Source organism: Desulfallas sp. Bu1-1 (assembly GCF_015594625.1).
Taxonomy (GTDB): domain Bacteria; phylum Bacillota; class Desulfotomaculia; order Desulfotomaculales; family Desulfallaceae; genus JADNRQ01.
In genome coordinates this window covers 158,656-182,631 of the sequence record NZ_JADNRQ010000004.1, presented here as the reverse complement: position 1 = coordinate 182,631, position 23,976 = coordinate 158,656, and the positions used below count along the sequence as shown (strand labels likewise).

26 protein-coding genes are annotated in these 23,976 nt (G+C 54.8%); 3 read left to right on the top strand and 23 right to left on the bottom strand.

Annotation, left to right across the window (positions count from 1 at the left end; all coding sequences use genetic code 11):
- Positions 1–14: 14 nt before the first annotated feature.
- Both yqfC and IT084_RS06455 read right to left on the bottom strand, forming a co-directional pair.
- On the bottom strand, positions 15–299 hold the full coding sequence (gene yqfC / locus IT084_RS06460) for a sporulation protein YqfC (RefSeq protein WP_195712033.1): 285 nt from the start codon (positions 297–299) through the stop codon (positions 15–17).
- Positions 300–380: 81 nt separating this feature from the next.
- Positions 381–623, bottom strand: coding sequence for a hypothetical protein (locus tag IT084_RS06455; protein WP_195712032.1), 243 nt, complete (start codon positions 621–623; stop codon positions 381–383).
- A 308-nt stretch (positions 624–931) separates the two neighbouring features.
- On the opposite strand from IT084_RS06455, the gene selD reads away from it, so the two are divergent.
- A complete protein-coding gene (selD, locus tag IT084_RS06450; protein ID WP_207744442.1) occupies positions 932–2,002 on the top strand; it encodes a selenide, water dikinase SelD in 1,071 nt (356 codons plus the stop codon).
- A 39-nt stretch (positions 2,003–2,041) separates the two neighbouring features.
- Positions 2,042–2,668, top strand: coding sequence for a sulfurtransferase-like selenium metabolism protein YedF (gene yedF / locus IT084_RS06445; RefSeq protein ID WP_195712030.1), 627 nt, complete (start codon positions 2,042–2,044; stop codon positions 2,666–2,668).
- Positions 2,669–2,814: 146 nt separating this feature from the next.
- Here the strand turns inward: yedF and larE are convergent, their stop codons facing one another.
- The 19 genes from larE to IT084_RS06350 form a co-directional block, all read right to left on the bottom strand.
- A complete protein-coding gene (larE, locus tag IT084_RS06440; RefSeq protein WP_195712029.1) occupies positions 2,815–3,633 on the bottom strand; it encodes an ATP-dependent sacrificial sulfur transferase LarE in 819 nt (272 codons plus the stop codon).
- Between the two features lie 46 nt (positions 3,634–3,679).
- The gene (gene larB / locus IT084_RS06435; RefSeq protein WP_195712028.1) at positions 3,680–4,447 is read right to left on the bottom strand and encodes a nickel pincer cofactor biosynthesis protein LarB; all 768 of its coding nucleotides are present in this window, start codon (positions 4,445–4,447) and stop codon (positions 3,680–3,682) included.
- A complete protein-coding gene (gene larC / locus IT084_RS06430) occupies positions 4,425–5,195 on the bottom strand; it encodes a nickel pincer cofactor biosynthesis protein LarC (RefSeq protein WP_195712027.1) in 771 nt (256 codons plus the stop codon). The genes larB and larC overlap by 23 nt, the downstream gene beginning before the upstream one ends.
- Before the next feature lie 264 nt (positions 5,196–5,459).
- Positions 5,460–6,053 carry a hypothetical protein gene (locus IT084_RS06425; RefSeq protein WP_195712026.1) on the bottom strand — a complete coding sequence of 198 codons (594 nt, stop codon included), beginning with the start codon at positions 6,051–6,053 and terminating at the stop codon, positions 5,460–5,462.
- A gap of 18 nt (positions 6,054–6,071) precedes the next feature.
- Positions 6,072–7,073 (bottom strand): flotillin-like protein FloA, encoded by a 1,002-nt coding sequence (gene floA, locus IT084_RS06420; RefSeq protein WP_195712025.1) that lies wholly within the window; start codon positions 7,071–7,073, stop codon positions 6,072–6,074.
- Between the two features lie 198 nt (positions 7,074–7,271).
- Positions 7,272–7,772: an NfeD family protein gene (locus tag IT084_RS06415; RefSeq protein ID WP_195712024.1), complete on the bottom strand. Its 501-nt coding sequence runs from the start codon at positions 7,770–7,772 to the stop codon at positions 7,272–7,274.
- Between the two features lie 155 nt (positions 7,773–7,927).
- Positions 7,928–8,122: a 30S ribosomal protein S21 gene (rpsU, locus tag IT084_RS06410; RefSeq protein ID WP_195712023.1), complete on the bottom strand. Its 195-nt coding sequence runs from the start codon at positions 8,120–8,122 to the stop codon at positions 7,928–7,930.
- 117 nt (positions 8,123–8,239) lie between these two features.
- Positions 8,240–8,584 (bottom strand): histidine triad nucleotide-binding protein, encoded by a 345-nt coding sequence (locus tag IT084_RS06405; protein WP_195712022.1) that lies wholly within the window; start codon positions 8,582–8,584, stop codon positions 8,240–8,242.
- A 91-nt stretch (positions 8,585–8,675) separates the two neighbouring features.
- Positions 8,676–9,983, bottom strand: a complete 1,308-nt coding sequence (mtaB, locus tag IT084_RS06400; RefSeq protein WP_195712021.1) for a tRNA (N(6)-L-threonylcarbamoyladenosine(37)-C(2))-methylthiotransferase MtaB — start codon at positions 9,981–9,983, stop codon at positions 8,676–8,678.
- Positions 9,928–10,740 (bottom strand): 16S rRNA (uracil(1498)-N(3))-methyltransferase, encoded by an 813-nt coding sequence (locus tag IT084_RS06395; protein WP_313885436.1) that lies wholly within the window; start codon positions 10,738–10,740, stop codon positions 9,928–9,930. Before IT084_RS06395 ends, mtaB begins: the two co-directional genes overlap by 56 nt.
- A gap of 3 nt (positions 10,741–10,743) precedes the next feature.
- Entirely contained in the window at positions 10,744–11,661 is a 918-nt protein-coding gene (prmA, locus tag IT084_RS06390; protein ID WP_195712019.1) for a 50S ribosomal protein L11 methyltransferase, read from the bottom strand.
- A 17-nt stretch (positions 11,662–11,678) separates the two neighbouring features.
- Entirely contained in the window at positions 11,679–12,803 is a 1,125-nt protein-coding gene (gene dnaJ / locus IT084_RS06385; RefSeq protein WP_195712018.1) for a molecular chaperone DnaJ, read from the bottom strand.
- A gap of 122 nt (positions 12,804–12,925) precedes the next feature.
- Entirely contained in the window at positions 12,926–14,770 is a 1,845-nt protein-coding gene (gene dnaK, locus IT084_RS06380) for a molecular chaperone DnaK (RefSeq protein ID WP_195712017.1), read from the bottom strand.
- 350 nt (positions 14,771–15,120) lie between these two features.
- Positions 15,121–15,777 (bottom strand): nucleotide exchange factor GrpE, encoded by a 657-nt coding sequence (gene grpE, locus IT084_RS06375; RefSeq protein WP_243276789.1) that lies wholly within the window; start codon positions 15,775–15,777, stop codon positions 15,121–15,123.
- Positions 15,778–15,859: 82 nt separating this feature from the next.
- Positions 15,860–16,903, bottom strand: coding sequence for a heat-inducible transcriptional repressor HrcA (gene hrcA, locus IT084_RS06370; RefSeq protein ID WP_195712016.1), 1,044 nt, complete (start codon positions 16,901–16,903; stop codon positions 15,860–15,862).
- Between the two features lie 80 nt (positions 16,904–16,983).
- Positions 16,984–18,168 (bottom strand): radical SAM family heme chaperone HemW, encoded by a 1,185-nt coding sequence (gene hemW, locus IT084_RS06365; protein WP_195712015.1) that lies wholly within the window; start codon positions 18,166–18,168, stop codon positions 16,984–16,986.
- A gap of 23 nt (positions 18,169–18,191) precedes the next feature.
- The gene (lepA, locus tag IT084_RS06360; protein ID WP_195712014.1) at positions 18,192–20,003 is read right to left on the bottom strand and encodes a translation elongation factor 4; all 1,812 of its coding nucleotides are present in this window, start codon (positions 20,001–20,003) and stop codon (positions 18,192–18,194) included.
- A 134-nt stretch (positions 20,004–20,137) separates the two neighbouring features.
- The gene (locus tag IT084_RS06355) at positions 20,138–20,314 is read right to left on the bottom strand and encodes a hypothetical protein (RefSeq protein ID WP_195712073.1); all 177 of its coding nucleotides are present in this window, start codon (positions 20,312–20,314) and stop codon (positions 20,138–20,140) included.
- 32 nt (positions 20,315–20,346) lie between these two features.
- Positions 20,347–21,810 (bottom strand): putative sulfate exporter family transporter, encoded by a 1,464-nt coding sequence (locus IT084_RS06350; protein WP_195712013.1) that lies wholly within the window; start codon positions 21,808–21,810, stop codon positions 20,347–20,349.
- A gap of 374 nt (positions 21,811–22,184) precedes the next feature.
- On the opposite strand from IT084_RS06350, the gene IT084_RS06345 reads away from it, so the two are divergent.
- Entirely contained in the window at positions 22,185–22,439 is a 255-nt protein-coding gene (locus tag IT084_RS06345; protein WP_195712012.1) for a DUF5395 family protein, read from the top strand.
- 22 nt (positions 22,440–22,461) lie between these two features.
- Here the strand turns inward: IT084_RS06345 and IT084_RS06340 are convergent, their stop codons facing one another.
- The gene (locus IT084_RS06340) at positions 22,462–22,782 is read right to left on the bottom strand and encodes a hypothetical protein (protein ID WP_195712011.1); all 321 of its coding nucleotides are present in this window, start codon (positions 22,780–22,782) and stop codon (positions 22,462–22,464) included.
- Positions 22,783–22,842: 60 nt separating this feature from the next.
- Complete coding sequence (spoIIP, locus tag IT084_RS06335; protein WP_195712010.1) at positions 22,843–23,922, bottom strand: stage II sporulation protein P; 1,080 nt, start codon at positions 23,920–23,922, stop codon at positions 22,843–22,845.
- Positions 23,923–23,976 lie beyond the last annotated feature (54 nt).

The following is a 23,976-nucleotide window of genomic DNA, read 5'->3' as shown; positions in this document are numbered from 1 at the left end:
TACCCGGCCACCCCCTAACTCAGAAATGAAACCGTAGAAATCTGTCCTTCCACGCAAATCTCATCGGGTAGAATATTCCGCAGGGTCAGATTTTCACCGGTAACTTCAACAACCTTGTCGCTGACGACAACCCGAACCAACCGCGGGCTATATTCCTGGATTCCGCGATGGTTTTCAATAAACACCTGCAGGTTGCCCACCAGCACAATTTTAGGCAAATCCAGCATAATATCGCCGGGCAGTTCCAGGTAATCGGAAAGCTGTCGCTTAAACTTGTTCTTCAAATCCTTGAAGGCCATAAAAAATCCCCCCTTGCCACTAAATTTATGCGGCAGGGAGGGGAAAAATAACGTTCTACTGGTTAATTGTTCCATTAAATATTAGCTGTCCTGGTTTTTCTGCATTTCCCGCACGGCATCGGAGATAACTTCCGCGGAGATACCGCCATGAAAACGGGGTTCATCGTTAATAACCGTCAACGGCAATCTGACCCTGGGCAAAATGGAGGCTATTTTAGGGTATTCCTTCATTTCTTCGGTGGTTACGTCAACAAATTTCACGTTTACCTGGTCGCCGAAACTTTCTTTTAAGGCTATGCTTAAATCTTCAGCTTCCTCTTTCATGGTTTTTTGCGGTCCGCACCCGGCGGAAGGCCTGGGCCCTCAGCCGAAACTAGCGGCCGGAGCGTTAAGTCCAAAAATAATAACCTCAAAAAGTTGCTCCAACTTTAATTCCCCCTCATTAGATTGACAATCTTTGCTCCTTATAGATTCTACCACAGATGGACGTCCCGTGTACACTCGTACGTTCTTATTATAACCATTAGAAAAAAGGGTATCATAAGCAAAATTTCTGTACCGGGCCTTATTTATAAATTTTTTTTATTAAATTCATAAAGGATAGTATAAATTTAAAAAAGAATATTCGTGAGATGCTAAAGTGTGAAAGGAGGGTCTATCTGGTGGCTGATAAAACAATTAAACTTACCGCCCTGGCCAAAACCTCGGGGTGAGCGGCCAAAGTGGGTCCCCATACCCTGTCGCAGGTGCTGCGACATTTGCCCGTTCCCAACAACCCGCGGCTTTTGGTGGGTCTTGAAACCTCCGACGATGCCGCCGTTTACCGCCTAAATAACGAGCAGGCGTTAATTGTAACGGTAGATTTCTTTACACCCGTGGTGGATGACCCGTATCTATTCGGGCAAATCGCCGCGGCCAATGCGTTAAGCGATATTTACGCCATGGGGGGAAAACCGCTTCTGGCCCTGAATATCGTTTGTTTCCCCGATTGCCTGCCGCCCGCCGTACTGGGGGAAATCCTGCGAGGCGGCGCCGATAAAGTGATGGAGGGCGGATGCATTTTAGCCGGCGGGCACACGGTGCGGGACGACGAACCCAAGTATGGTTTGGCAGTTGCCGGCCTTGCTCCCCCCGCCGACATTGTCACCAACGCCACCGCCCGGCCCGGCGACCTGCTGGTGCTGACCAAACCGCTGGGCACTGGCATTATCAACACGGCAGTAAAAGTGGAACTGGCTTCAGAGGACGCCGGGCGGGAAGCCGGGCGCTGCATGTCCGCACTGAACAAGGAAGCCTCCGCCGCCATGCTGCGGCACGGCGCCGGCGCCTGCACCGACATCACCGGATTCGGGCTTTTGGGTCACGCCGCAGAAATGGCCGCGGCCAGCAAGGTAAGCCTGCAAATTGAATTTTCCGCGGTCCCGCTTTTACCTGAAACGATGGAGATGGCCCGCATGGGGCTGATCCCCGCCGGGGCGTACGATAATAAAAACCACCTCGAGGGCAAAATAAGTTTTGCAAGCCGGCTCAAGCCCGAAGAACAACTGGTGCTATGCGACCCCCAGACCTCGGGCGGCCTGCTTATTTCCATCCCGGAAGCCGGGGCCGGTGCGCTGCTAAACGACCTGGTCCAAAAGGGGATACCCGCCGCCGTCATCGGCAAGGTGCTCCCGCCGGGGGAAAAACTAATTAACGTTATTTGAAGGTAAAACAATCAATTTCACGTTAAAGGAGAATATGCCATGTCGCATAAAATAGTCGACTGCCGCGGGCTCAATTGCCCGCAGCCCGTTATCAACACCAAAAAAGCCCTGGAAGAAACGGGCGTCCATACCGTCACCACCATCGTGGACAACGAGGTGTCCCGGCAAAACGTTTCCATGTTTGCCCGCAACGCCGGGTATAGCGTAAGCGAGGAGCAAAAGGAGGGCGCCTACTATTTAACCATCACCCGCCGGGACGGAGCCGGCGATCCCCAAACCCCCGGGAAGGAACAACCGTCCGTTCCCCGCGCCGCCGCGGGACCGGCCGGGGGCCCGGTTTACTTCATAACCACCAACTCGCTGGGGCAGGGCTCCCCGGACCTGGGGCAAGTGCTGATGAAAAGCCTGTTCGTTACCTTGGCAACAATGAATCCTCCCCCCGCAGCGCTGTTGTTCTTAAACACCGGGGTGTTTCTATCCTGCAATGGGTCGCCGGTAATGGAACAACTTGAGCAATTGCACGCCGGGGGCACGGCCGTGCTCTCCTGCGGCACTTGCCTGGAATATTATAAACTAAAGGATAAACTGGCCGTAGGCAGCATTTCCAATATGTTCGACATCAACAACTGGCTCTACGGCCCGCACAAAGTAATTACCATCGCTTGAACGGTTTTACCGGCACTAACATAAAAACTCATCTTCCCCCGAACTGTTTTGAACCTCCTGCTAACAAGAGCTGCAATCCGCGCATTTATCACCGGCGACCGGCGACCATTTATGGCCGGCAATTTGCCGGCCGTCTTTTTGTATTTTTAGTTGTTCCTCCGGCCGGGTAATATTTCGTTCAAGCTGCCCGTCCTGTAGCCCCCCAAATCCAGGGTGGCGTAGTTATAGCCGATTTCCTTGAATTTAAGGACAATCTCACCAGCGGCTCGGATAATCTTGGCTAAATCTTCGTTACCAACTTCAATCCGAGCGATGTTTCCATGGTGCCTGACCCTGAGTTGCCGAATCCCCAGGGAACAAATGAATTCCTCCGCTTGCTCCACCATAGCCAGCTTATCCTTGGTAATGCGCTCCCCGTAAGGAAACCGCGAGGACAGGCAGGCCAGGGACGGTTTATCCCAGGTGGGCAAACCCATTTCCCTGGAAAGCAGCCGGATATCTTCCTTGGTCAGCCCGGCCTCCGCAAGAGGACTTACCGCTCCCGATTCCCGCACCGCCCGCATGCCCGGGCGGTAATCAAACTGGTCGTCGTAATTATCCCCAACAATTACATGGGAAAAGCCTTGCTCCCGGGCAATATCCATTAATTTGCCGAGCAAATTGGTTTTACAGTGGTAGCACCGGTCGGGGGGATTGGCAACAAATCGTTCATTACTTAATTCTTCCGTCCGAATGGTTTGGTGCCGCAAGCCCAGCCGCCGGGCCAGTTCAATCGCCGCTTGCAACTCCTTTTCCGGGTATATCTCCGAGCAAGCGGTGACGGCCAGCGACCGGTCCCCCAGCACTTCACGGGCCACCACGGCTAAAAAAGTGCTGTCCACGCCGCCGGAGTAGGCGACCACGACACTGTCAAGTTCCCGCATAATGCTTTTCAACCAGGATAATTTACGCCGCCGGGCTTCCATAAAAGATCACACCTCGTTCCCATGTGTCATATGACCAGTTAAACTACTATGTTGTATTGTGTTTCAAGCCGCTCCGGATGATGGCGTCGGCCAGGGCCGCCGCCCCGAAACCGTTGTCGATATTTACCACGCCGATACCTTTGGCGCAGCTGTTGAGCATGCTCAGCAACGCCGAAAGGCCTTTGAAGTTGGCTCCATATCCAATGCTGGTAGGTACGGCCACAACCGGCACATCCACCAAACCGGCCACCACGCTGGCCAAAGCCCCTTCCATTCCCGCGACAACGATAATTACAGACGCGGCGTCAAATTTGTCATAATGGGCGAAAAGCCGGTGAATGCCCGCCACGCCCACATCGTACACCCTTTCCACGTCGTGCCCCATTACTTCGGCGGTAACGGCGGCCTCCTCGGCCACCGGGATATCGGCTGTCCCGGCGGTAAGTACAAGAATTTTACGCATTGAATTATTTATTTCACCCCTGGTCAGGGTGATCGTGCGGGCAAGTTCATTGTAGCCGGCCGCAGGATATAATTGCTTGACTGCGTTATAAACTTCCCATCCCGCCCTGGTGGCCAGGATATTACAGTTGCGCTCGGCCAGGCTGCCGAAAATTCTCACCACCTGTTCCACGGTTTTACCCTGGCAGAAAATTACCTCCGGAAAGCCGTTTCTCAACACCCGGTGGTGGTCAATTTTAGCGAAATCGAGGTCCTCATAGGGAAGTTTTTTCAGCACCTCCAGCACTTCCGGAATATTCTTTTTGCCTGACTTGAAATCCTGTAGTAATTCAATAAGATGCTGCGTGTTCATGACGCGCTTTGCAAGCCTCCCCTTCCGAGGATAATTTGGAGCCAAGTAAAATCCTGAGCAGGTTGGGCAACTCCGGGTCCCGCTCGCCCGCTCCGTAACCCACCCGGTCCACAATCATGCCCGGCAGGGGTCCAAATCCCCGGCTAACCGTACTGATAAAGGCGGCGCCCGTGGGCGTTATTAATTCATGGCCGGGACCGTAGGAGTAAACGGGTACCCCGCGCAACAGCTCAATCGTGGCCGGTGCCGGGACCGGTAAAATACCGTGCATGCATTTGACAAACCCGGAGCCGACATTGATCCTGGAGCAGTAAATTTCGCTGATTTCAAGCAAATCCAGGCAAATTGCGGAGCCTACAATATCGACAATCGAATCCAACCCACCAACCTCGTGTAAGTGGATCTTGTCCATGTTAGTGGCATGTATTTTGGCCTCGGCCGCGGCAAGCCGGTGAAAAATTTTCATACTTAATTCTTTAACATTTTGTTTCAAATCGCTTCCGTTGATTATTGCCTCGATATCCTTTAAGTGCCGGTGCGGCTGCAGTACTTCTTCCAGGATCACATTGACCTTGGTGCCGGAAATGCCGCCTCTTTTAACTCTGGACGCCTGCAGTTCATACCCCGGTAAATTCAGTTTGGCCAGTTCCTGTTGCAATGCCGCAATATCCACACCCAGGTCCACACAGGCTCCCAGGATCATATCGCCGCTGATACCGGAAAAACAGTCAAAATAGGCAAACTTCATTAGATCACCTTTATATTCGATATTAATTTTGATTTCGCAGCAAAAACCGGTACTTGTATTTGGCGCCCCGGCGGTATCAATCGTTCGTTTCGCAATTTTACCCTTAAGACTCGGTGATGCTAGTAGTTAACGCTTGCAAAATACTGCCAAACTTCTACTTCACGCCGCTAAGGGGTCATGGCTTTGGGGATATGACGGGCTAAAAAACAACCACGCCCCGGGCGTCCCCGGATGTCGTGTGCCGCCAGGGCAAGCGTCCAACGCCTACCTCTTTCTCCTGCCGCCGCGGGGGCCAAGCACTTCGCCCAGAACAACGCTTGCCGCCAAAGTGGATTTACTATGCAGGGCCGCAACCACAGGGTTACCCGCCCGGTACCGTTTACGTTCCCTGTATAGTTGTCTCCCCGGAGCGGCCGCCTTTTCACCCGGCGCGCAATTACCTTTTTCACCCGCCGGAGCCGGCCGGGGACACCGCGGGAATTCACCTTCCCCGGTGCCTGGCGCGGTTCGGTCCCGCCGCTGTTCCGCATCCCTTGCGCGGTCCCGCTGCAGACCCGGGTCTAATTGAGGTTCGGGTTTACCTTGGGTTTGCCGGTGTTGCTCAACCGGTTTATCCGGGCGCTCGGAGCCCACTTCCCCGGATCGGGCCGGCCTGTTCCAGGGACCTGGGAGGGGGGCGTCTTCTTGATCAGTTGGAGAACTCCAGGGGCCCGGCAGGGGCAAATCATCCCCCGCCGGGCGGTAATCGGGAACTTCCTGGCGCGGGGCCTCCGGCCGGGGGAATCGATAGCGTGGAGCCTTACCCCTGAGCCGGGAAATAATTAAGTAAACCAGCAAAATTATTATCAGGGTTTTCACGAAAGTTACCCCCACGATCTATTCGGTTTGGTATTTTCCGCCGCCTTCCTCATCCATTCCCATTTTGGCGATGTTTTGTCTCATGTTCGTGTCAGCCAGTAAATTTTGCATGTTATAGTAATCCATCACTCCCAGTTTACCCTGTCGCAGCGCGTCGGCCATAGCCAGCGGCACCTGCGCCTCGGCCTCAACCACCTTGGCCCGCATTTCCTGCACCGCCGCCTTCATCTCCTGCTCGCGGGCCACCGCCATCGCCCGCCGTTCTTCCGCCTTGGCCTGGGCGATCTGTTTGTCGGCCTCGGCCTGGTCGATCTGTAGCTTGGCGCCGATGTTGCGACCCACATCAACATCGGCAATATCAATGGACAGAATCTCAAAAGCGGTGCCCGCGTCAAGCCCCTTGTCCAGCACCGTCCGGGAAATAGAGTCGGGGTTTTCCAACACCTCCTTGTGATTATCCATGGAACCCACGGTGGAAACCACACCCTCACCAACCCGGGCCAAAATGGTTTCTTCCCCGGCGCCGCCCACCAGGCGATCGATGTTGGCCCGTACCGTCACCCGTGCCACCACTTTCACTTCAATACCGTCCTTGGCCACCGCCGATACCCACGGTGTCTGGATCACCTTGGGGTTCACGCTCATTTGCACGGCCTCAAGCACGTCGCGCCCGGCCAGGTCAATGGCGGCCGCCCGTTCAAAGGGCAGGTTGATATTGGCGCGGGCCGAGGCGATCAGTGCGTCCACCACCCGGTCCACGTTGCCGCCGGCCAGGTAGTGGGCCTCCAGCTGGTTCACCGATATGTCCAGCCCGGCTTTGTCCGCCTTGATCAGCGGGTTGACGATCCGGGCCGGGGGTACCCGGCGCAGGCGCATGCCGATGAGCGTAAAGATGCCCACCCTAACTCCCGCCGCCAGGGCTGAAATCCACAGGCCCACCGGTATGAAGCTGAAGATGATCACCACGGCCAGTATGGCCAGTACCGCCAGAATTAAAAGAGAAACCACTCCAGTACTCATTATAAACCTCCCTGCTAATTGTGCCGGCCTTGATTCAAGCTGCGTTTATCCATATCGAAGCTCCAACCGGCGAATTTTTCCTTATTTTGATACAATTCTTTCCCACCAGTAGCCCCGGTTTAAGCCTTTTCCACCAATAGTACACCCGCCCGGGGCGATCCGGTGACTATCGGAAAATAAAGCGCAACATTTATAGTCCTAGCCTGGTTTCGTGACAGCTCGAACCACGATACGACCGCCCTCCACCTTGACCACCCGGATTTTAGCCCGGGCGTGAATAAATCCCCCCTCGCTTACAACGTCCAGCCGCTCACCGTTGATTTCAGCAGCCCCGGCTGGGCGCAAAGGGGTGATCGCAACACCCTCCATTCCGATATACCGGCCCAATTCTTCACGGGATGTGGTGTAGCCGGCTTCGTTCTTCTGCCTGGCCACCAGGGTTACCCGTCCCCAAATGTTGGCCTTTTTTACCAGCTTAACGCCGGCCACAAATAAAACGACGCTAAGTACCAGGGCTATCACCAGCGCTTTAAACGCGTGGAAAACATCCACGCTCAGCAGCAATATTCCCCAGCCGATCAGGATGATGCCCGTCACGCCGGCAATTCCAAAACCATAAATGAATAATTCAAGCGCCAGAGCCAGAATACCCAGCAAAAAAGCCAAAACCGCCAGCCATGGAACCAGTTCGGGAGGCATTCCGGGTCACCTCCTTGCTGAAATAGTGCCGGTTAAGTTTATTTTGTTACACAAAAATTATTCGCCGCATATATTCCAATGCCCGGCACCTGGGTGCCGGGCATTCCATTCTATTTCCAAAAAATCAGGCTGCTGCCTAAGCTTCAAGTTTCATTTTAATTAAAAGATCTCGAAAACCGGGCCTTGCGTTTCCGGGCAGCCTCGGATTTCTTTTTCCGTCTCACGCTGGGCTTTTCGTAGTGTTCGTGCTTTCTGGCTTCAGCGAGGACCCCCGCCTTTTGGCAGGTTCGCTTAAAACGCCGGAGGGCACTGTCCAGGGTTTCATTTTTACCAACTTTTACTTCCGCCACTGATTCTTCCCTCCCCTCCGCTGAGCCGCAAACCTTGCGTCAACATCAAACTACATAACAACCTCCAATTAAAATATCATACTGCGCTATTATACAATAACCCCTCCGGGCAGTCAATTACCCGGGCGGCCATTGCAGTTCTCTGCCGGCCAAAAAATGATAATGCAGGTGAAAAACCAGCTGACCGGCATCTTTCATGCAATTGGCAACAAGCCTGAATCCCCGCTCCGCCAGGCCCAGATCCCCGGCCACGACGGCAGCTGCCCTCTGCACCTCGCCCATAATTTTGTCATCCTCGGGCTGCAGATCAAAAAACGTGGGAATATGCTTCTTGGGAATAAACAAGAGGTGGATGGGAGCCGCCGGCTGGATGTCCTTGAAAGCCAGGACGTTATCATCCTCGTAAATAATCTCGGCCGGTATCTCCTTTTTTACTATTTTACAGAAGATACATTCCTGCACCTGTTTCCACCTCCTCCCGAGAATAAAAAAGATAACGGCGGTTTAGCCCTTGTATTTATTCCACATCTGTTTAATAAATCCTGCATTATTTTTAAATTATTCTTCCGGTCAACCCGTTGCCACTCAATCCGGTTACTTTTATTTCCACCAGTCTTCCCTGCCACGCGGGGTCCCCGGTCAAAAACACGCGCACGTAATTATCCATCAACCCCTCGAGGTTGTAACCCTTAACGCCCGGGGAAGCGGGCTCCAGTAAAACCTCCACGGTTTTTTCCAGGTATTGGGCAGCAAAGGCACGGGCCAGTTCCCGGCCGAGGGCGATCAACCGTTTGCTGCGCGCGTCCTTGACGGCGGATTCAACCTGGTCCGGCATCTTCGCCGCCGGCGTGCCCCGGCGAGGAGAATACTTGAACACGTGCATTCCGGAAAAACGCATGTCTTGGACAAACACGCAGGTGTTGGCAAAATGCTCTTCCCGCTCGCCGGGAAACCCCACCATTACATCGGTGGTAATACCCGCGTCCGGTATCTTTTCCCTCGCTTTTTCCAACAGTTGGCGATAAAAAGAAGTATCATAACGCCTTCTCATTTTTTTCAGGATGGTATCATCCCCGCTCTGCAGGGGAATATGCAGGTGCCGGCAGAACGGCGGCCCGGAGGCCAACAGATCAAGCAGTTCCGGGGTGACGTCGTTCGGCTCCACCGAACTGAGCCTCAGTCTGGCCAGTCCCGGCACCCCCGCTATTTTTTCCAGTAGCCGGACCAGGTCAATATCGCCCCGCTCCCTGCCGTAAGCACCGGTGTGGATGCCCGTAAGCACGATTTCCTTAAAGCCCCGCCCCACCAGGGTGCGAACTGCATCCAGCACGCTTTCCGGCGACCTGCTGCGCAGGGGCCCCCTGGCATAGGGCACAATACAATACGAACAGAAATTTTCACAGCCTTCCTGGATTTTTAAAAAAGCCCGCACCCTGTCCTGGTGCGCCTCGCCCGGTAATTCCTCGAACTGGCGACACTGGAAAATGTCCTGCACCGCCTTGAGTTTCCGCCCCTTGGCGGCGCTTTCCACCAGGTCCACAATGGATGCCCGGTTTCCGGCACCCACCACAAGGTCTACCCCTTCCACTTCCAGCACCTCGTCCGGTGCCGTCTGGGCATAACAACCCGTTACCACCACCAGGGCGTCTGGATTGGTCCTGCCGGCCCGGCGGATCAACTGCCTGGACTTGCGGTCCCCCAGATTGGTGACCGTACAGGTGTTGATCACGTAAACGTCAGCCGCACTGTCGAAGTCCACAATGGTATAGCCGCGCTCCCGGAATAGTTGCTCCAAAGCGGCCGATTCATACTGATTGACCTTGCAACCCAGGGTTGCCAGGGCCACTCTCTTTGCCGACATGCTCATTTCCCCCCAGATCGCCCCATTGATAAAGCACCATGGTTATAGCCGCCAGGCCCGCGGTTTCAGTGCGCAGGATGCGCGGTCCCAAGGTAACCGGAACGGCGCCCCGCCGCCGGGCCTCGTCAACCTCCCGCTTTTCCAGCCCGCCCTCGGGCCCGATGATTATGTACACTTCGTCAGGCTTGACCCGGGCCTGTAATTCGGCCTTCAACGACCGGCCCGATTCCTCTTCCCAGGGAACCAGCACAAGGGCGCCCGGCGGTATCAGATCCAGCGCGGCGGGCCAGTGTACCGGTTCCATGACCTCGGGCGCCAGCGCCCGGCCGCATTGCTTGGCGGCTTCACGGGCAATGCGCTGCCAGCGTTCCCGGCGGGCGACCCGTTTTTGGGCGTCCAGCCGCACCACGCTGCGCCCGCATTGCACCGGCAGGAACGCCGCCGCGCCCAGTTCCGTGCCCTTTTGAATTACGAAATCCATTCGTTCGCCCTTGGCTATTCCCTGCACCAGTACCACCCGCAGGGGCGGCTCGCCGCCGGCACGTCCCCGCCGCAGCACCCGGCATTCGACCCGGTCGTCCCGTATTTCTTCGATCCGGCTATCGTAAAAATTACCGCAACCGTCCAATAATGTAATTATATCCCCCGGACCCAGGCGCAATACCCTGCCGATGTGGTGCGCTTCCGGGCCCGTTATCGTTACGGCGTCGTCCCGCAGCGATTCCGGTTCGATAAAGAACCTCGGCAATGAAAACATCTCCTATACTTTCCGGTTCACCAGCGCCACCCACTCACCTTTCGCCAGCTCGCGCTCGGGCTCGAGGCCCGCGCACAAGAGGGCCTGACACACCTCACCGGCCCTTTCCCGGATAATTCCGGATGCGATCAGGCGGCCGCCCGGCTTGAGCGCCGCCGCGGCACCGGGCGCCAGGCGGATAATCACATCCGCAATAATGTTGGCCACCACCAGGTCGGCCCCGGGGCCCGCCAGGTTATTCAGCAGGTTTCCCTGCACCACCGCAACCCTGTCCGATACGCCGTTTCTCTCCGCGTTCTCTCTGGCCGTCCTTACCGCCAGTTCATCAATATCCACGGCGGTGACCCGCCGCGCACCCAGAAGCGCGGCCGCCACCGCGAGGATACCGGACCCGGTGCCCACGTCATAAACCTCTTCGCCGCCTCGCACCAGTTCTTCAAGCAACTCCAGGCACGCGGCGGTCGTTTCATGGGTGCCGCAACCAAAAGCCATGCCGGGGTCCATGTCGATCACTATCTCGCCGGCACCGGCGGTATAGTCCTCCCACGACGGCTTCACCACCAGGCGTTTCCCCACCTTTAACGGTTTATAGTATGCCCGCCAGGAATTAACCCAGTCTTCATCCCGGACTTCCCCGGTCCGCCAGCGCACCCCCAGTTCCCCCAGCCGGCGTGATATCTCCTCCAGCCGGTCCGACACGGAGCAATCGCATAAATAATAGCCCTTAACCACCGTTTCCCTCTCCGGCGGGACTTTTAACAATGGAGACAGCGTTTCGGCATTGCCTTTGCTCAAATATTCTACAATTAAAGCGGGGTCCTCAATGACAACCCCGCCGGAACCTGCTTCATTCATTATATTGGCAACCGCTTCCACGGTTTCCCGGGAACAAAAAACGAAAATCTCCAACCACCTGGCCAATTCAATTCCTCCATTATTTAACCCATGAACACGTCGCGCATCTTTTCAAAAAAGCCCTTTTCCGTGCTCTGCGGTTTTTGCCCCTCAATCCGGGCGAATTCCCTCAGTAATTCTTTCTGTTTTTCCGTCAGCCGGGTGGGCGTAACCACCTTGATGTACACGTGCTGGTCGCCGCGGCCGTACCCCCTGACATCGGGAATACCCTTGTTTCTCATGCGCAGAACCGTCCCGGACTGGGTCCCCTCGGGCACCCTGAGCTTCGCCTTGCCGTCCAGAGTGGGCACTGTGATTTCGTCGCCCAAGGCGGCCTGGGCAAAGTTTACCGGCACCTCAATGATTACATTGTTGCCTTCCCGCTTGAATACGGGATGGGGAAGCACATGGATGAATACAAACAAATCGCCCCTGGGCCCGCCGCGCAGTCCCGCTTCGCCTTCGCCTGCCAGGCGCAGTCTTGAGCCGGTGTCGACCCCGGCTGGTATTTTGACCTTGATGGTTCTGGTGCGCCGCACTTGCCCGGCGCCCCGGCAGGTGGGGCAAGGCTTTTCGATAATCACCCCCGCGCCCCGGCAGCGGTCACAGGTACGCGACTGCACGATGCGGCCGAAAGGAGTCGATTGGGCAAATTGCACCTGGCCCGTGCCTCCACAGACATCGCAATTTTTCTTCGCCGTGCCGGGTGCCGCCCCGCTTCCGCCGCAGGTGCCGCATTCCTCGGTACGCGGAATTTTGATGTCTTTTTCCAGGCCAAAGGCAGCTTCCTCGAAAGTAAGCTCCACGTCGACCCGCAGGTCGGCGCCGCGCTCGGGACCGCGCCGCTGGCGGCCGCCCCCGCCGAAAAACATGTCGAAGATATCGCCCAGCCCGCCAAAATCGCCGAATCCACCGGCGCCAAAGCCGCCGAACCCGTTGAACTGGCCATCTGTAGCCGCATGGCCAAAGCGATCGTAAGCCTGCCTTTTTTCCGGGTTACTGAGCACGTCATAAGCTTCAGTAATTTCCTTGAATTTTTCCGCCGCACCCTCGCTTTTGTTGACATCGGGATGGTACTGGCGGGCCAGCTTTCGGTAGGCCTTTTTGATTTCCTCTTGAGATGCGTCCCGGGAAACGCCGAGCACCTCGTAATAATCCCGCTTTGCCACGGGCATTCACCACCTTCATGTTTCAAACGCCGCCGGGAGGGCATGAGAAAGCCGCCCTCCCGTAACAATACTTAACCAAACACCTTTTTATTCTACGCATAAAAACAAAATCCTGTTACAAATTACTGCTTTTTCTTATCCTCGTCAACCTCGTATTCAGCATCAACTACATTTTCCTTGTTTTCGCCTGCCGGCGCGCCGCCTCCGGTACCACCTGCGGCCTTGCCGGCATCAGCCTGCTGCTGGTACAACGCCGCCGTCAGCTCGTACAGCGGCTTGGTCAACTGCTCTATGGCATTCTTGATTCTTTCGTTATCCTCGCCTTTGAGAGCTTCCTTCAATTGCTCCGTCGCCCTGTTGACCTCATCAACCTTGGCCTTGTCGGCCTTGTCGCCGAGATCCTTGATGGTTTTCTCGGCCTGGTAAATCATGCTGTCGGCCTGGTTGCGCAGCTCCACGGTTTCCTTGCGCTTCCTGTCCTCCTCGGCGTGCCGCTCGGCGTCCTTGACCATCCTTTCAATTTCGGCGTCACTCAGGCCGGTGCTGCCGGTGATGGTAATGCTCTGAGCCTTGCCGGTGCCCAGATCCTTGGCCGAAACATTGACAATGCCGTTTACGTCGATATCAAAGGTAACTTCAATTTGCGGCACCCCCCTGGGCGCCGGCGGAATGCCGGTAAGTTGGAACCGGCCCAGGGTCTTGTTGTCTGCCGCCATAGGCCGCTCGCCCTGCAGCACGTGGATTTCCACCGTGGTCTGGCCGTCGGCGGCGGTGGAAAAGATTTGGCTCTTGGAGGTGGGGATGGTGGTGTTGCGCTCAATCAGCTTGGTGAAAACGCCTCCCAGGGTCTCAATGCCCAGGGAAAGCGGCGTTACATCCAGAAGCAGCACATCCTTGACCTCGCCGGCCAGCACCCCGGCCTGGATGGCGGCGCCTATGGCCACGCATTCGTCCGGGTTAATTCCCTTGTGGGGCTCCTTCTGCAGGTATCTTTTGATTGCTTCCTGCACGGCGGGGATACGGGTTGAACCGCCCACCAGCAGGATCTTGTCGATATCCTTGGGTTCGAGGCCGGCATCCGCCATCGCCTGCCTGGTCGGGCCCATGGTCTTCTCCACCAGGTCCGCGGTAAGCTCGTTGAACTTGGCACGGGTCAGGGTAATATCCATGTGCTTGGGACCGCTGGCATCAGCCGTAATAAAAGGCAGGTTGATGTTGGTGGTCATCACGCCGCTTAATTCAATTTTAGCCTTTTCCGCCGCGTCTTTCAGGCGTTGCATGGCCATGCGGTCGCCCTTGAGGTCAATGCCGGTTTCCTTTTTAAACTCACTTAACAAGTATTCCACAATGCGCTGGTCGAAATCATCTCCGCCCAGGCGGTTGTTGCCGCTGGTGGCCTTAACCTCGAACACGCCGTCGCCCAGTTCCAGAATGGACACGTCAAAAGTACCGCCGCCCAGGTCGAATACCAGGATGGTCTGGTCCTCTTCTTTATCCAGGCCGTAGGCCAGGGCGGCCGCCGTCGGCTCGTTGATAATGCGCAACACCTCGAGGCCGGCGATTTTTCCGGCATCCTTGGTGGCCTGGCGCTGCGCGTCGGTAAAATAGGCGGGCACGGTAATGACCGCCTGGTTAATTTTTTCCCCCAGGTAAGCCTCGGCGTCGGCTTTCAATTTCTGCAGAATCATGGCCGATATTTCCTGCGGGGTGTATTCCTTGCCGTCAATATTGACCTTGTAATTGGACCCCATATGCCTCTTAATCGAGGAAATTGTCCGCTCGGCGTTGCTAACCGCCTGGTTTTTGGCCACCTGGCCCACCAACCGTTCACCGGTCTTGGAAAATCCCACTACGGACGGAGTGGTGCGTCCACCCTCGGCGTTGGGAATAACCACCGCCTCGCCGCCCTCGATAACGGCCATACATGAGTTGGTGGTACCCAAGTCAATACCCAGCACTTTTGCCATATACTTCGCCTCCTAAGGTTAAGTCATGATTGCACTGCAAAAACCGGTATCATATCTGGCGCTCCGGCGGCATCAATCGTTCGTTTCGCAATTTTACCTTTGTGGCTGGAGCAGCTTTTAGTCTACGCTTGCGGCAAACTGCCAGCCTACTTCTTCACGCCCTGAGTGGTCATGGCTCTGGGGATATGACGTGTTGTTGGGGACATACCTCCGACCAAAAAGCCATGACCCTAAAGAGGAGGTGTGTCCCCTGACCTCTTTTCCGCATCCAGTGCTCCACTCACTCCAGGAACCCGCCGGATCGCCTGTCACTGTAGTGTTATTCAGTTAAACCAATCGTCCATTTTCGGTCAGGAACCGGATTTAGTAGCCACCTTAACCATCGCCGGGCGGATCAACCTGTCTTTCAGGTAATACCCCCGGCGCAATTCTTCGATCACGGTGTTATCCGGGTATTCTTCCGTCTCTTCCCGCATTACCGCCTCGTGCTTGGTGGGGTCGAAAACCTCGCCCACGGCGGCTACGGGGGTCAGCCCTTCCTTTTGTAGCACTTCCTCCAGCTGCCGGTAAATCATTTCCACCCCCGCGACAACCTTGGCCGGATCTTCATTCTTGGCGGCCAGCGCCAGCTGGAAATTATCGAGCACGGGCAGCAGCATTTCACAGAGCGAAGCAGACGCGTATTTAAAAAATTCCTCCCTTTCCCTCTGCACGCGCTTGCGGAAATTATCGAAATCGGCCTGCAGGCGGACAAGCCGGTTGAAATATTCCTCCGCCCTTTGCTTTTGTTCGGCCAGTTCCTTTTGCAGTTGCTCAACATCCACCTGGCCTTTGCCGGGCTCGCCCCCTGCGGGTCCGGGAGAATGGTCTTCCTCACGCTGTTCCGGTAAGCCGCCTTCGACATTGCCGCCGCTTTTTGCGTTCTGCTCCGCGTTCTCCCCCGCTTCCGGGTCCGGCCGGTTTTGTTCCTCCTCGAGTTGTACTTCCTGTTTGCCGTTTTCCTGCAAATTAATCCCTCCCGGGAAACCACTTTTCCAATAGTAGTTTTCAATAAATGAAATGGATTTATTTATCATAAACAATAAAAAACTAGCTCCTCCTGCCGAGCAGCCTTTCCATTACCAGAGAAAGGTTCTTGGTCATATACTCCACCACGGTAAACGCCCGGGCATAATCCATCCTGGTGGGTCCGAGCAGGCCTATGCTGCCCATCGGTTTGCCCCCGACGCTGTAGCTGGACATGACCATGCTGCAATCCTTCATCTGCTCGTTGACCATTTCCTCGCCGATACGTGCCGTCACACCCTCGGCGTCCATAACGTCAGCCATAATCTCGGCCAGCATCTGCTCCTGTTCCAGCAAACCGAGCAGGGTTTTCACCTTTTCCACGTTATGAAACTCGGGCTGGTTCAGGATATTGAATACACCACCCAGGAATATTTTTTCCCCGGTTTGCACCGCCAGGCTTTCCCGGATTAAATCCATGGCCATGTTTAAAATATGTTTTTGCTTGGCCAGCTCAAAATAAATCTCCTTCACCAGGGTCAGGCGAATGTTCTCGATTGATTTGCCCTGCAGCTTCTGGTTCAATACCGCCGATATGGTTTCCAAGTCGGCCGGTTTAATGCTTTCCGGGATATCAATGATCCGGTGGTGCACCCCTCCGGCGTCGGTTACCACCACCACCATGGCCTGCTGCGGGCCCATGTGCACCAGCTGGATGTGTTTAAACTTGCCCTTGCCGTAATGGTTGGTTAACACTACCGCCGTGTACCTGGTCAGCTGGGACAACAACCGTCCCGTGCGCCTGAGCACCTGGCCGACGTCCTGCACCTTGGTCATGTAGCTGTTGAACAGCATTCTTTCTTCATCCAAACTGAGTTCCGCCCGTTTCATCAGGTGGTCGACATAATACCTGTAACCACGGTCGGATGGAATCCGGCCCGCCGAAGTATGGGGCTGCTCGATATAACCCATCTCCTCCAGGTCCGCCATTTCATTACGGATGGTCGCCGGGCTTACGCCCAGTTTATACTTCCGGGCAATGGTTCGCGAACCCACCGGCTCCGCCGTGGCGATATAATCCTGAATGATGGCCAACAAAACATTTTGTTTTCTGGCGTCAAGAGTCATTCCTTAACACCTCCTTGTTAGCACTCTCCCATGTTGAGTGCTAACACCTAATAAAAACATAGCACCGTTATTTTTATTTGTCAAGAATTTGTAGGGGGAACAAACTCCGCCATGACTTGATTCGCCAGCTCCAGGCCGCGCCGGGTCAAGCGCAGGCGCTTTCCCGCCTGCTCCAGCATACCCTTTTCCACCAGCCGTTCCGCCACCCCGGGGTAAACATCCTCCAGGGAACAGCCGAACCGGCGGCGAAAATGCTCCATATTCAACCCCGCCGCCAAACGTAAACCCAGAAATACCGTTTCAAAAATTTCGTTTTCCGGTGTGACGGGTTCCGACCATGCCACGGGCAATTTGCCCGCGGCAAGCTTTTCCATGTACTTATCCAGGTTTTGTTCGTTCGCGGAACGCTCCCGCTTTATATAGGAGTGGGCGGCTGGTCCCACCCCAAGATATTCGCAATTATGCCAGTAGACGAGGTTATGGCGGCATTCCCTGCCGGGGCGGGCAAAATTGGAAATTTCATACCGGTAAAGCCCCGCACCGGTTAATATTTTTACGGCGTCGCGATACATTTCCAACTCCATATCCTCGTCACAGGGTACCAGTTGACCACCATCAATCATCGCTTTAAGCGGCGTGCCCTCCTCCAGTTGCAGCCCGTAAGCGGCTACGTGGTCGGGCCGCAAAGCCGCGATTTGTTCCAAACAGTCCCTCCACTCGCGGGGTGTTTGGCCCGGCACCCCAAAAATTAAATCAAGGTTGATATTATCGAAACCGGCCTCCCGGGCCCGGCGCACGGCCTCGATGGTCTGTTCGTGGGTATGAATCCGGCCCAGGGTGCGCAGCGTTTTCCCGCTACAGGCCTGGGCGCCCAAACTGAGCCGGTTGACTCCCGCCCGGCGCAATAAGTTCAACTTGTCCCGGTCCACTGTACCGGGATTGGCCTCAATGGTAAACTCCACGTCCGGCGAAAGGATAAAATGTTCTTTGATTATAGATATTATCTCCATAATTGCACCGGATGATAAACAGGTGGGCGTGCCTCCGCCGATAAAAATCGTGGCCAGGACCCGCCCGGCACGCCGGCCGCCCGTGCGCAGCCCGATTTCCCCGCGCAGGCCGGCCAGGTACCTTCGAGCATCCCGTCCGTTATAAGGATAGGAAGTGAAGTCACAATACAGACATTTGCGCAGGCAAAAAGGAACGTGAATATAAAGGAAACCCGGTAATTCGTTATTTGTATAACAATGGTTATTGTTTCTCATAATTTCGCAAGCAACGGCTCATATTAGTCATCCTCTCCTATATTCAGCACAGCCATAAAGGCTTCCTGGGGAATTTCCACGTTCCCCACCTGTTTCATGCGCTTTTTGCCTTCTTTTTGTTTTTCCAGTAATTTACGCTTGCGGGTGATGTCGCCTCCATAGCACTTGGCCAGCACATCCTTACGCCGCGCCCGGATGGTTTCCCGGGCAATCACCTTGTTGCCGATGGCGGCCTGCAGGGGTATCTCAAACAGCTGCCGGGGAATCAAGCCCCGCAGCTTTTCCACCAGCGCCCTGCCCCGCTGGTAGGCCCTGTCCCGGTGAACAATGGAGCTGAGCGCGTCCAGCGGTTCCCCGTTGACCAGGATATCCATTTTTACCAGGCTGGACTCGCGGTAGCCCGCCAGTTCGTAATCCAGTGAAGCGTACCCCCTGGTGCGCGATTTTAATTGATCAAAGAAATCGTAGATGATTTCACTGAGCGGCAGGTCGTACTTGACCATCACCCTGTTCTGGTTCATGTAAACCATGTCCACGAAAACGCCCCGGCGGTCCTGGCAAAGTTCCATCACCGCGCCGACGTAATCCTGGGGCACCATGATGGTGCCGGCGACAAATGGTTCCTCCATGGAGGCCACTTTGCCGGCGGGCGGCATCTTGCTGGGGTTATCTATTTCCAGCACCTCTCCCGCCGTGGTGATCACCCGGTACACCACGCTGGGCGCGGTGGTAATCAGGTTCAACCCGTATTCCCGCTCCAGCCTTTCCTGGATGATCTCCATGTGCAGCAGGCCCAGAAAACCGCAGCGGAAGCCAAAACCGAGCGCTTCCGAGGTTTCGGGCTCATATACCAGGGACGCGTCGTTTAATTTCAACTTGTCCAGCGCGTCCCGCAGGTCCTCGTAATCCGCCGATTCCACCGGGTAAAGGCCGCAGTACACCATTGGCTTGACCTGGCGATAACCCGGCAGCGGCGCGTCCGCGGGACAGCGGGCGTCAGTAATGGTGTCCCCCACCCGGGTATCCTTGACATTTTTCATGCCGGCGGCCACAAAGCCCACTTCGCCGGCCCGCAATTCTTCAACGGTGGTGGGCGCGGGTCTGAAAACCCCCACCTCGGTGACCTCGAATTCCTTGCCGGTGGCCATCATCTTAATCTGCATGCCCTTTTTAATGCTGCCCTCAACCACTCTGATATAAGCGATAACCCCTTTATAGGGATCATAATGGGAGTCGAAAATCAGCGCCTGTAAAGGGGACTCGTCATCCCCCCTGGGTGGGGGAATTTTGTGTACGATCCGTTCCAGGATTTCCTCCACGCCGGTACCGACTTTGGCCGATGCCAGCACGGCCTCCGAAGCGTCCAGGCCGATCACGTCTTCAATCTCCTTTTTCACGCGTTCCGGTTCGGCGGCCGGCAGGTCTATCTTATTGATCACGGGAATTATTTCCAGGTCGTGGTCGATTGCCATGTACACGTTGGCCAGAGTCTGGGCCTCGATGCCCTGGGCGGCGTCTACCACCAGCAGGGCGCCCTCGCAGGCGGCAAGGCTCCGGGACACTTCGTAGGCAAAGTCCACGTGCCCCGGAGTATCAATCAGGTTCAACACGTAATCGCGCCCGTCCCGGGCCCGGTAATCCAGCCGCACGGCCTGCAACTTGATGGTGATGCCCCGCTCCCGCTCCAGGTCCATCTGGTCCAACACTTGTTCAGCCATTTCCCGCTGGGTCAAGGCGCCGGTATATTCAAGCAATCTATCCGCCAGGGTGGATTTACCGTGATCAATATGAGCAATGATGCAGAAGTTTCTAATGCGTTCCTGTCTTCTTTCCACCGGAAGTTCCTCTCCCCCTCTATCCAGGTCAATTGTCAATCATATTATTATAGCATCCGCCCGGTTATGCTGAAAAGAACTTAATGCCAAAGCCGCAAAGTAAGGGGCACCGCGCCGGGTGCCCCAGGGTAGAACTACAGTTTAACTTCTATTTTAAATGAATAGCTGATCCAGATTAAAAACGCCAGTGCTACAATACCAATGCCAATGCTCCATCCAACCAGTTTTTTCTCCGCCGGTTGCAGTTCGATGTATTCTTCCTGTTCATACGTTACCTGTTCCCGCATTTGCAGGACGGGATCTCCAGCCATAATTTTAACCTCCTCCCGTTACGTTAATATTTCTAACCGCCGATAATCGGAGGCTTGATACCGTGGAAGAAAATCCAGGAGATTAACAGGCCCACCCAAATAATAAAACCGAACAGCGCCAAAACATAGACCAGCGCCAGTTTGCCGAGGCCTTGTTGTTTCAGCACGCTGAAGTTGGAAATTACGCCAATGGAGAAAAACGTCATGGCAAAGAATGTTTGCCTAAAAACATCAGTTTCACTTGTAGCCAATTTCAAAGTTGAATCCACAGCTTCAGGGTTGTTCAAACCCCAAATCAGCAGGATAATGAAAGTTACAAAGTAACCGATGACGAATTTGGGAAACCTGTTCCAAATTTCCACCGCTTGAACCTTTTCGCCGGGTTTCCTGTCAATAAAGTAAACCCAGACAATGGCAAGCAGGAAGGCCCAGATACCGATAAACATATCGATAAAAATCTTGGTGGTTGTTGTCGCCATCAAGATCCAGCCCTGCTCGTAGTTGACGCCGTCCACCGCCAGCGCTTTGGCCCTGATCAGCGAGTCGGTGATCGCGCCGCTGGCCACGGCGGCGCCGTCCGTCTTTACGGCCAGTCCCATCCACGCGCCGGCCACCATCGGCTCGTGGTGCAGGAAAGCCTGAGCCGCAAAGGGTAAAATCACCAGTTCCACAACAGCAAAGATAATCACCAGAGAGGACACCATTACGGGGATGATCGGCCTGGACCGGATGGCGCCGCCAGCCGCGATGGCGGCTGAAACGCCGCAAATGGAAATGCCGGCTGCCAGGGGCGCCGACCATTCCGGGTTAAGCTTAAAGTACTTCCTGGAAATATAATAAACAACCGCCCAGTAAATCAGGTAGGCTTCAATAATGGCGCACAACCCCCTGATCATTACGGTTGTGGCCAGTCCCAGGGCCGAACATGCCTTGACCCCCAAAGCCGCACCCATGATTACAATGGCGGTTTTAATAAACCACTCCGGTCTGGCCGCCTCTTTAAGGTAGCCCGCAAAACCCGTGAAAAAGTTACCAATGATTAGCCCCACTATAAGTGCTATGATATATCCGGCCTCTCCGGTTAAGTTAAGAGACCAGGGAATACCCAAATCCTTAAGTTTATCCGGTGTAGCGGCGATATACGCGTTATGCCCCGCCACCCAGCAAACAAATGTGATCCAAAAGATCAAGGTAAAACCACCGGTAAATTTTTTCAGGTTAAAGCCCAGCAGGCCGGCGCCGATGGTCGTAATCACCAGCATGAACAAATAAGTCAAAATCAAGGAGGTTATGCTGGACATTCCCTCATAGGCCTTTGATACCGGCGCCACTGCTTTGGACAGAGTAGTCCATGTATTGGCCTTGGCCGCCCAGCCCAGCACGTCGTTGCCGCCGATTGCCAAAAGCCCCAGCACGAAAACAAACAAACCGATCCACACGGCCATCCAGTCTTCACTTTTAAAAAGCGAGTTTTCGTTATGTGCACGGTCATTCATGGTTTTTTATACCTCCTTCCAAATCATTATGGATTTGCACATTAAGTAACTACACCCGGGTTGTCTTAATCACCTCCCCTTGCTCGAAAAATGTCGAAGATTGTGATTTAAGTAACTATCTTTTCAATAACACCCCCTTTCATTTTTTGTTGACTATTCAATAATATTTAATATATTTTTAGTTTATAACTTTGTTAGAATTTTGTATATATGGAATATGCAAAATATTGCAGTTTTAAGAAAAACATTGTAATAATTGTTAATTATGAGCAATATTAAAATAAACAAGCACATCAAATGTTTTTGCCAATTTTCCACCTGTAATCGGGGCTGGTGGCCCCACCGCAATAAAATAATTAAACGGAGGCGTCAACATGAAAGCAGATGTGGAGTTGAGCATAATATTCCAGGGCAATCAATGGATCGCCGGCAACGGGTCCATCACGGCGGCCGGCGGAACGCTGGTTGAGCTGGATCAAAACATAAAACGGGCACTTGCCGAAAGCGGTCAATTCACCAAAGGATCAACAGTTGCGATTTACATGAAATTCGATTTCAGTTCCATCCCGGACTGGATCAGGCAATATTCTCCTCATTATTTCAACCGGATGATTAAAGTTGTGATTTAAAATAACAGCCAAAACCGGCCCCCTAAGGCCGGTTTTCCATTTCACGCGCCTTTTGCCGGACATAATCCAGCCATCTGAATGCTTCACCCTGACCGATCTGGAGCAGCTCACCGAAGCGTTCTTCAAGATTCGCCGGCAGGTCCCGGTGTACCTGCAGGGTATGGGAATCGCCCAGCAAGCTTATTTCCACCTTCTCCCCCTCAACCCGCCATTCAAACAGTCGCAACGGCGGGTCGGGAGCCACCAGCCGGTTGTAATGGGTAAGGCAAATATTGATTCCTACAAAAATCAGCCCGATATAGATCCCCATGCTGACCAGCATGGATCTGCCGGGTAAACTCATAACAGGTTTCACCGCTTGCGTTTTGGCCCTATTTTTGCCGTTTTTATTCTTTTCTATACTTTAATCGGCATCCAGGGAGCGTTTTACCATCTCCGCCACGGGGCCCGCCAGAAGCCGGGCGGACTGGACCGCCTCCTCGGTGGAATTGCTCACACTGCCGATTTCCAGCAAAACGGCCCTCGGGTGCAGGAACTGGTTATACCGGCCTTCCTTGATCCGGACCCCCAGGCATAATCCCGGATGCTGCTTTTCGATTTCCGCCGCCAATTCCCGGGCAAACTCGTAATTCTGCCGCCAGGTGGGGAACAGGGCCCGGGCGTCGGAACCGACAATGATCAACACCGGGGCAACCCGACGCCCTTCCACGACCACCAGGCTGTTATCCCGCGATTTACCGGCGTCACGATGAATATCCAGCACCACCTGCACCGAAGGGTTGTCTTCCAACAATTGGCGTAGAGTTTCCTGCGACCGGGCGTAAGAGGTGCTGTAATTGGCGTCGTTTATATCATCCGACCGGGCCACCCGGATCCCGTATTTCTCCACCAGTTCCCGTTCCAACGCGGCGGCAGCTTTAACCACGCCGCCGCGCTTGCCGTTCAAGCGTTCCATCCCGTCTGTCAGGGCGTATGTTTCCCCGGTGTGGGTGTTGTAAATGGCCACCAGGGCTTCTTCCGAGATGGGGGGCACAGGCGTTTGCAGTTCTTCATCGAGCTGGGGAACGGTTTCAGGCGCCAGAACGGGGGCCGTTTCTTCCGGCCGGGCTGAAGCAGCCGCCAAAAGGGGTAGTTGCAATTCCAGAATCTGCAGCGGCTCGCGCCTGCCCACCCCAAAGGCGCGCGCAATCGGCATAATCAAGTCCCGGGGCGAAACAAGCTGGGGGACGTGTTCCCCGTCACCCGACCAGGCGATCAGAGGCACACCCACCCTGATAATACCGCGCGGATCGCGGTCGCTCCACAAAAATAAGGCATCCAACAGCCAGTGCTCACCTTGGGCCAGGGTGGGTACCAATGCGGACAGCAAATGTGCCGCGATAAAAACTAGAACCACCAGCAAAAACAACCCGGTGATGAGCTTGACCCCCCTGCGGGGCCTGTACCGCCGGTAAGTATACTGGTAATAATACGAGGGATGCATAAAAAAACCCCCTCCACCGGTGTATTTAATCATATGCCCCGGCGTGGGAGATTA

Bases quoted from the DNA above. Each gene is read 5' to 3' on its own strand.
- hemW (WP_195712015.1), bottom strand. From the start codon at position 18,168: ATGAGAAACAATAACCATTGTTATACAAATAACGAATTACCGGGTTTC.
- IT084_RS06455 (WP_195712032.1), bottom strand. From the start codon at position 623: ATGAAAGAGGAAGCTGAAGATTTAAGCATAGCCTTAAAAGAAAGTTTC.
- larB (WP_195712028.1), bottom strand. From the start codon at position 4,447: ATGAACACGCAGCATCTTATTGAATTACTACAGGATTTCAAGTCAGGC.
- yqfC (WP_195712033.1), bottom strand. From the start codon at position 299: ATGGCCTTCAAGGATTTGAAGAACAAGTTTAAGCGACAGCTTTCCGAT.
- larC (WP_195712027.1), bottom strand. From the start codon at position 5,195: ATGAAGTTTGCCTATTTTGACTGTTTTTCCGGTATCAGCGGCGATATG.
- IT084_RS06355 (WP_195712073.1), bottom strand. From the start codon at position 20,314: ATGGCTGGAGATCCCGTCCTGCAAATGCGGGAACAGGTAACGTATGAA.
- yedF (WP_195712030.1), top strand. From the start codon at position 2,042: ATGTCGCATAAAATAGTCGACTGCCGCGGGCTCAATTGCCCGCAGCCC.
- IT084_RS06395 (WP_313885436.1), bottom strand. From the start codon at position 10,740: ATGTTTTCATTGCCGAGGTTCTTTATCGAACCGGAATCGCTGCGGGAC.
- dnaK (WP_195712017.1), bottom strand. From the start codon at position 14,770: ATGGCAAAAGTGCTGGGTATTGACTTGGGTACCACCAACTCATGTATG.
- spoIIP (WP_195712010.1), bottom strand. From the start codon at position 23,922: ATGCATCCCTCGTATTATTACCAGTATACTTACCGGCGGTACAGGCCC.
- IT084_RS06340 (WP_195712011.1), bottom strand. From the start codon at position 22,782: ATGAGTTTACCCGGCAGATCCATGCTGGTCAGCATGGGGATCTATATC.
- IT084_RS06345 (WP_195712012.1), top strand. From the start codon at position 22,185: ATGAAAGCAGATGTGGAGTTGAGCATAATATTCCAGGGCAATCAATGG.
- larE (WP_195712029.1), bottom strand. From the start codon at position 3,633: ATGGAAGCCCGGCGGCGTAAATTATCCTGGTTGAAAAGCATTATGCGG.
- floA (WP_195712025.1), bottom strand. From the start codon at position 7,073: ATGAGTACTGGAGTGGTTTCTCTTTTAATTCTGGCGGTACTGGCCATA.
- mtaB (WP_195712021.1), bottom strand. From the start codon at position 9,983: ATGTCGGCAAAGAGAGTGGCCCTGGCAACCCTGGGTTGCAAGGTCAAT.
- IT084_RS06350 (WP_195712013.1), bottom strand. From the start codon at position 21,810: ATGAATGACCGTGCACATAACGAAAACTCGCTTTTTAAAAGTGAAGAC.
- hrcA (WP_195712016.1), bottom strand. From the start codon at position 16,903: ATGACTCTTGACGCCAGAAAACAAAATGTTTTGTTGGCCATCATTCAG.
- IT084_RS06415 (WP_195712024.1), bottom strand. From the start codon at position 7,772: ATGCCTCCCGAACTGGTTCCATGGCTGGCGGTTTTGGCTTTTTTGCTG.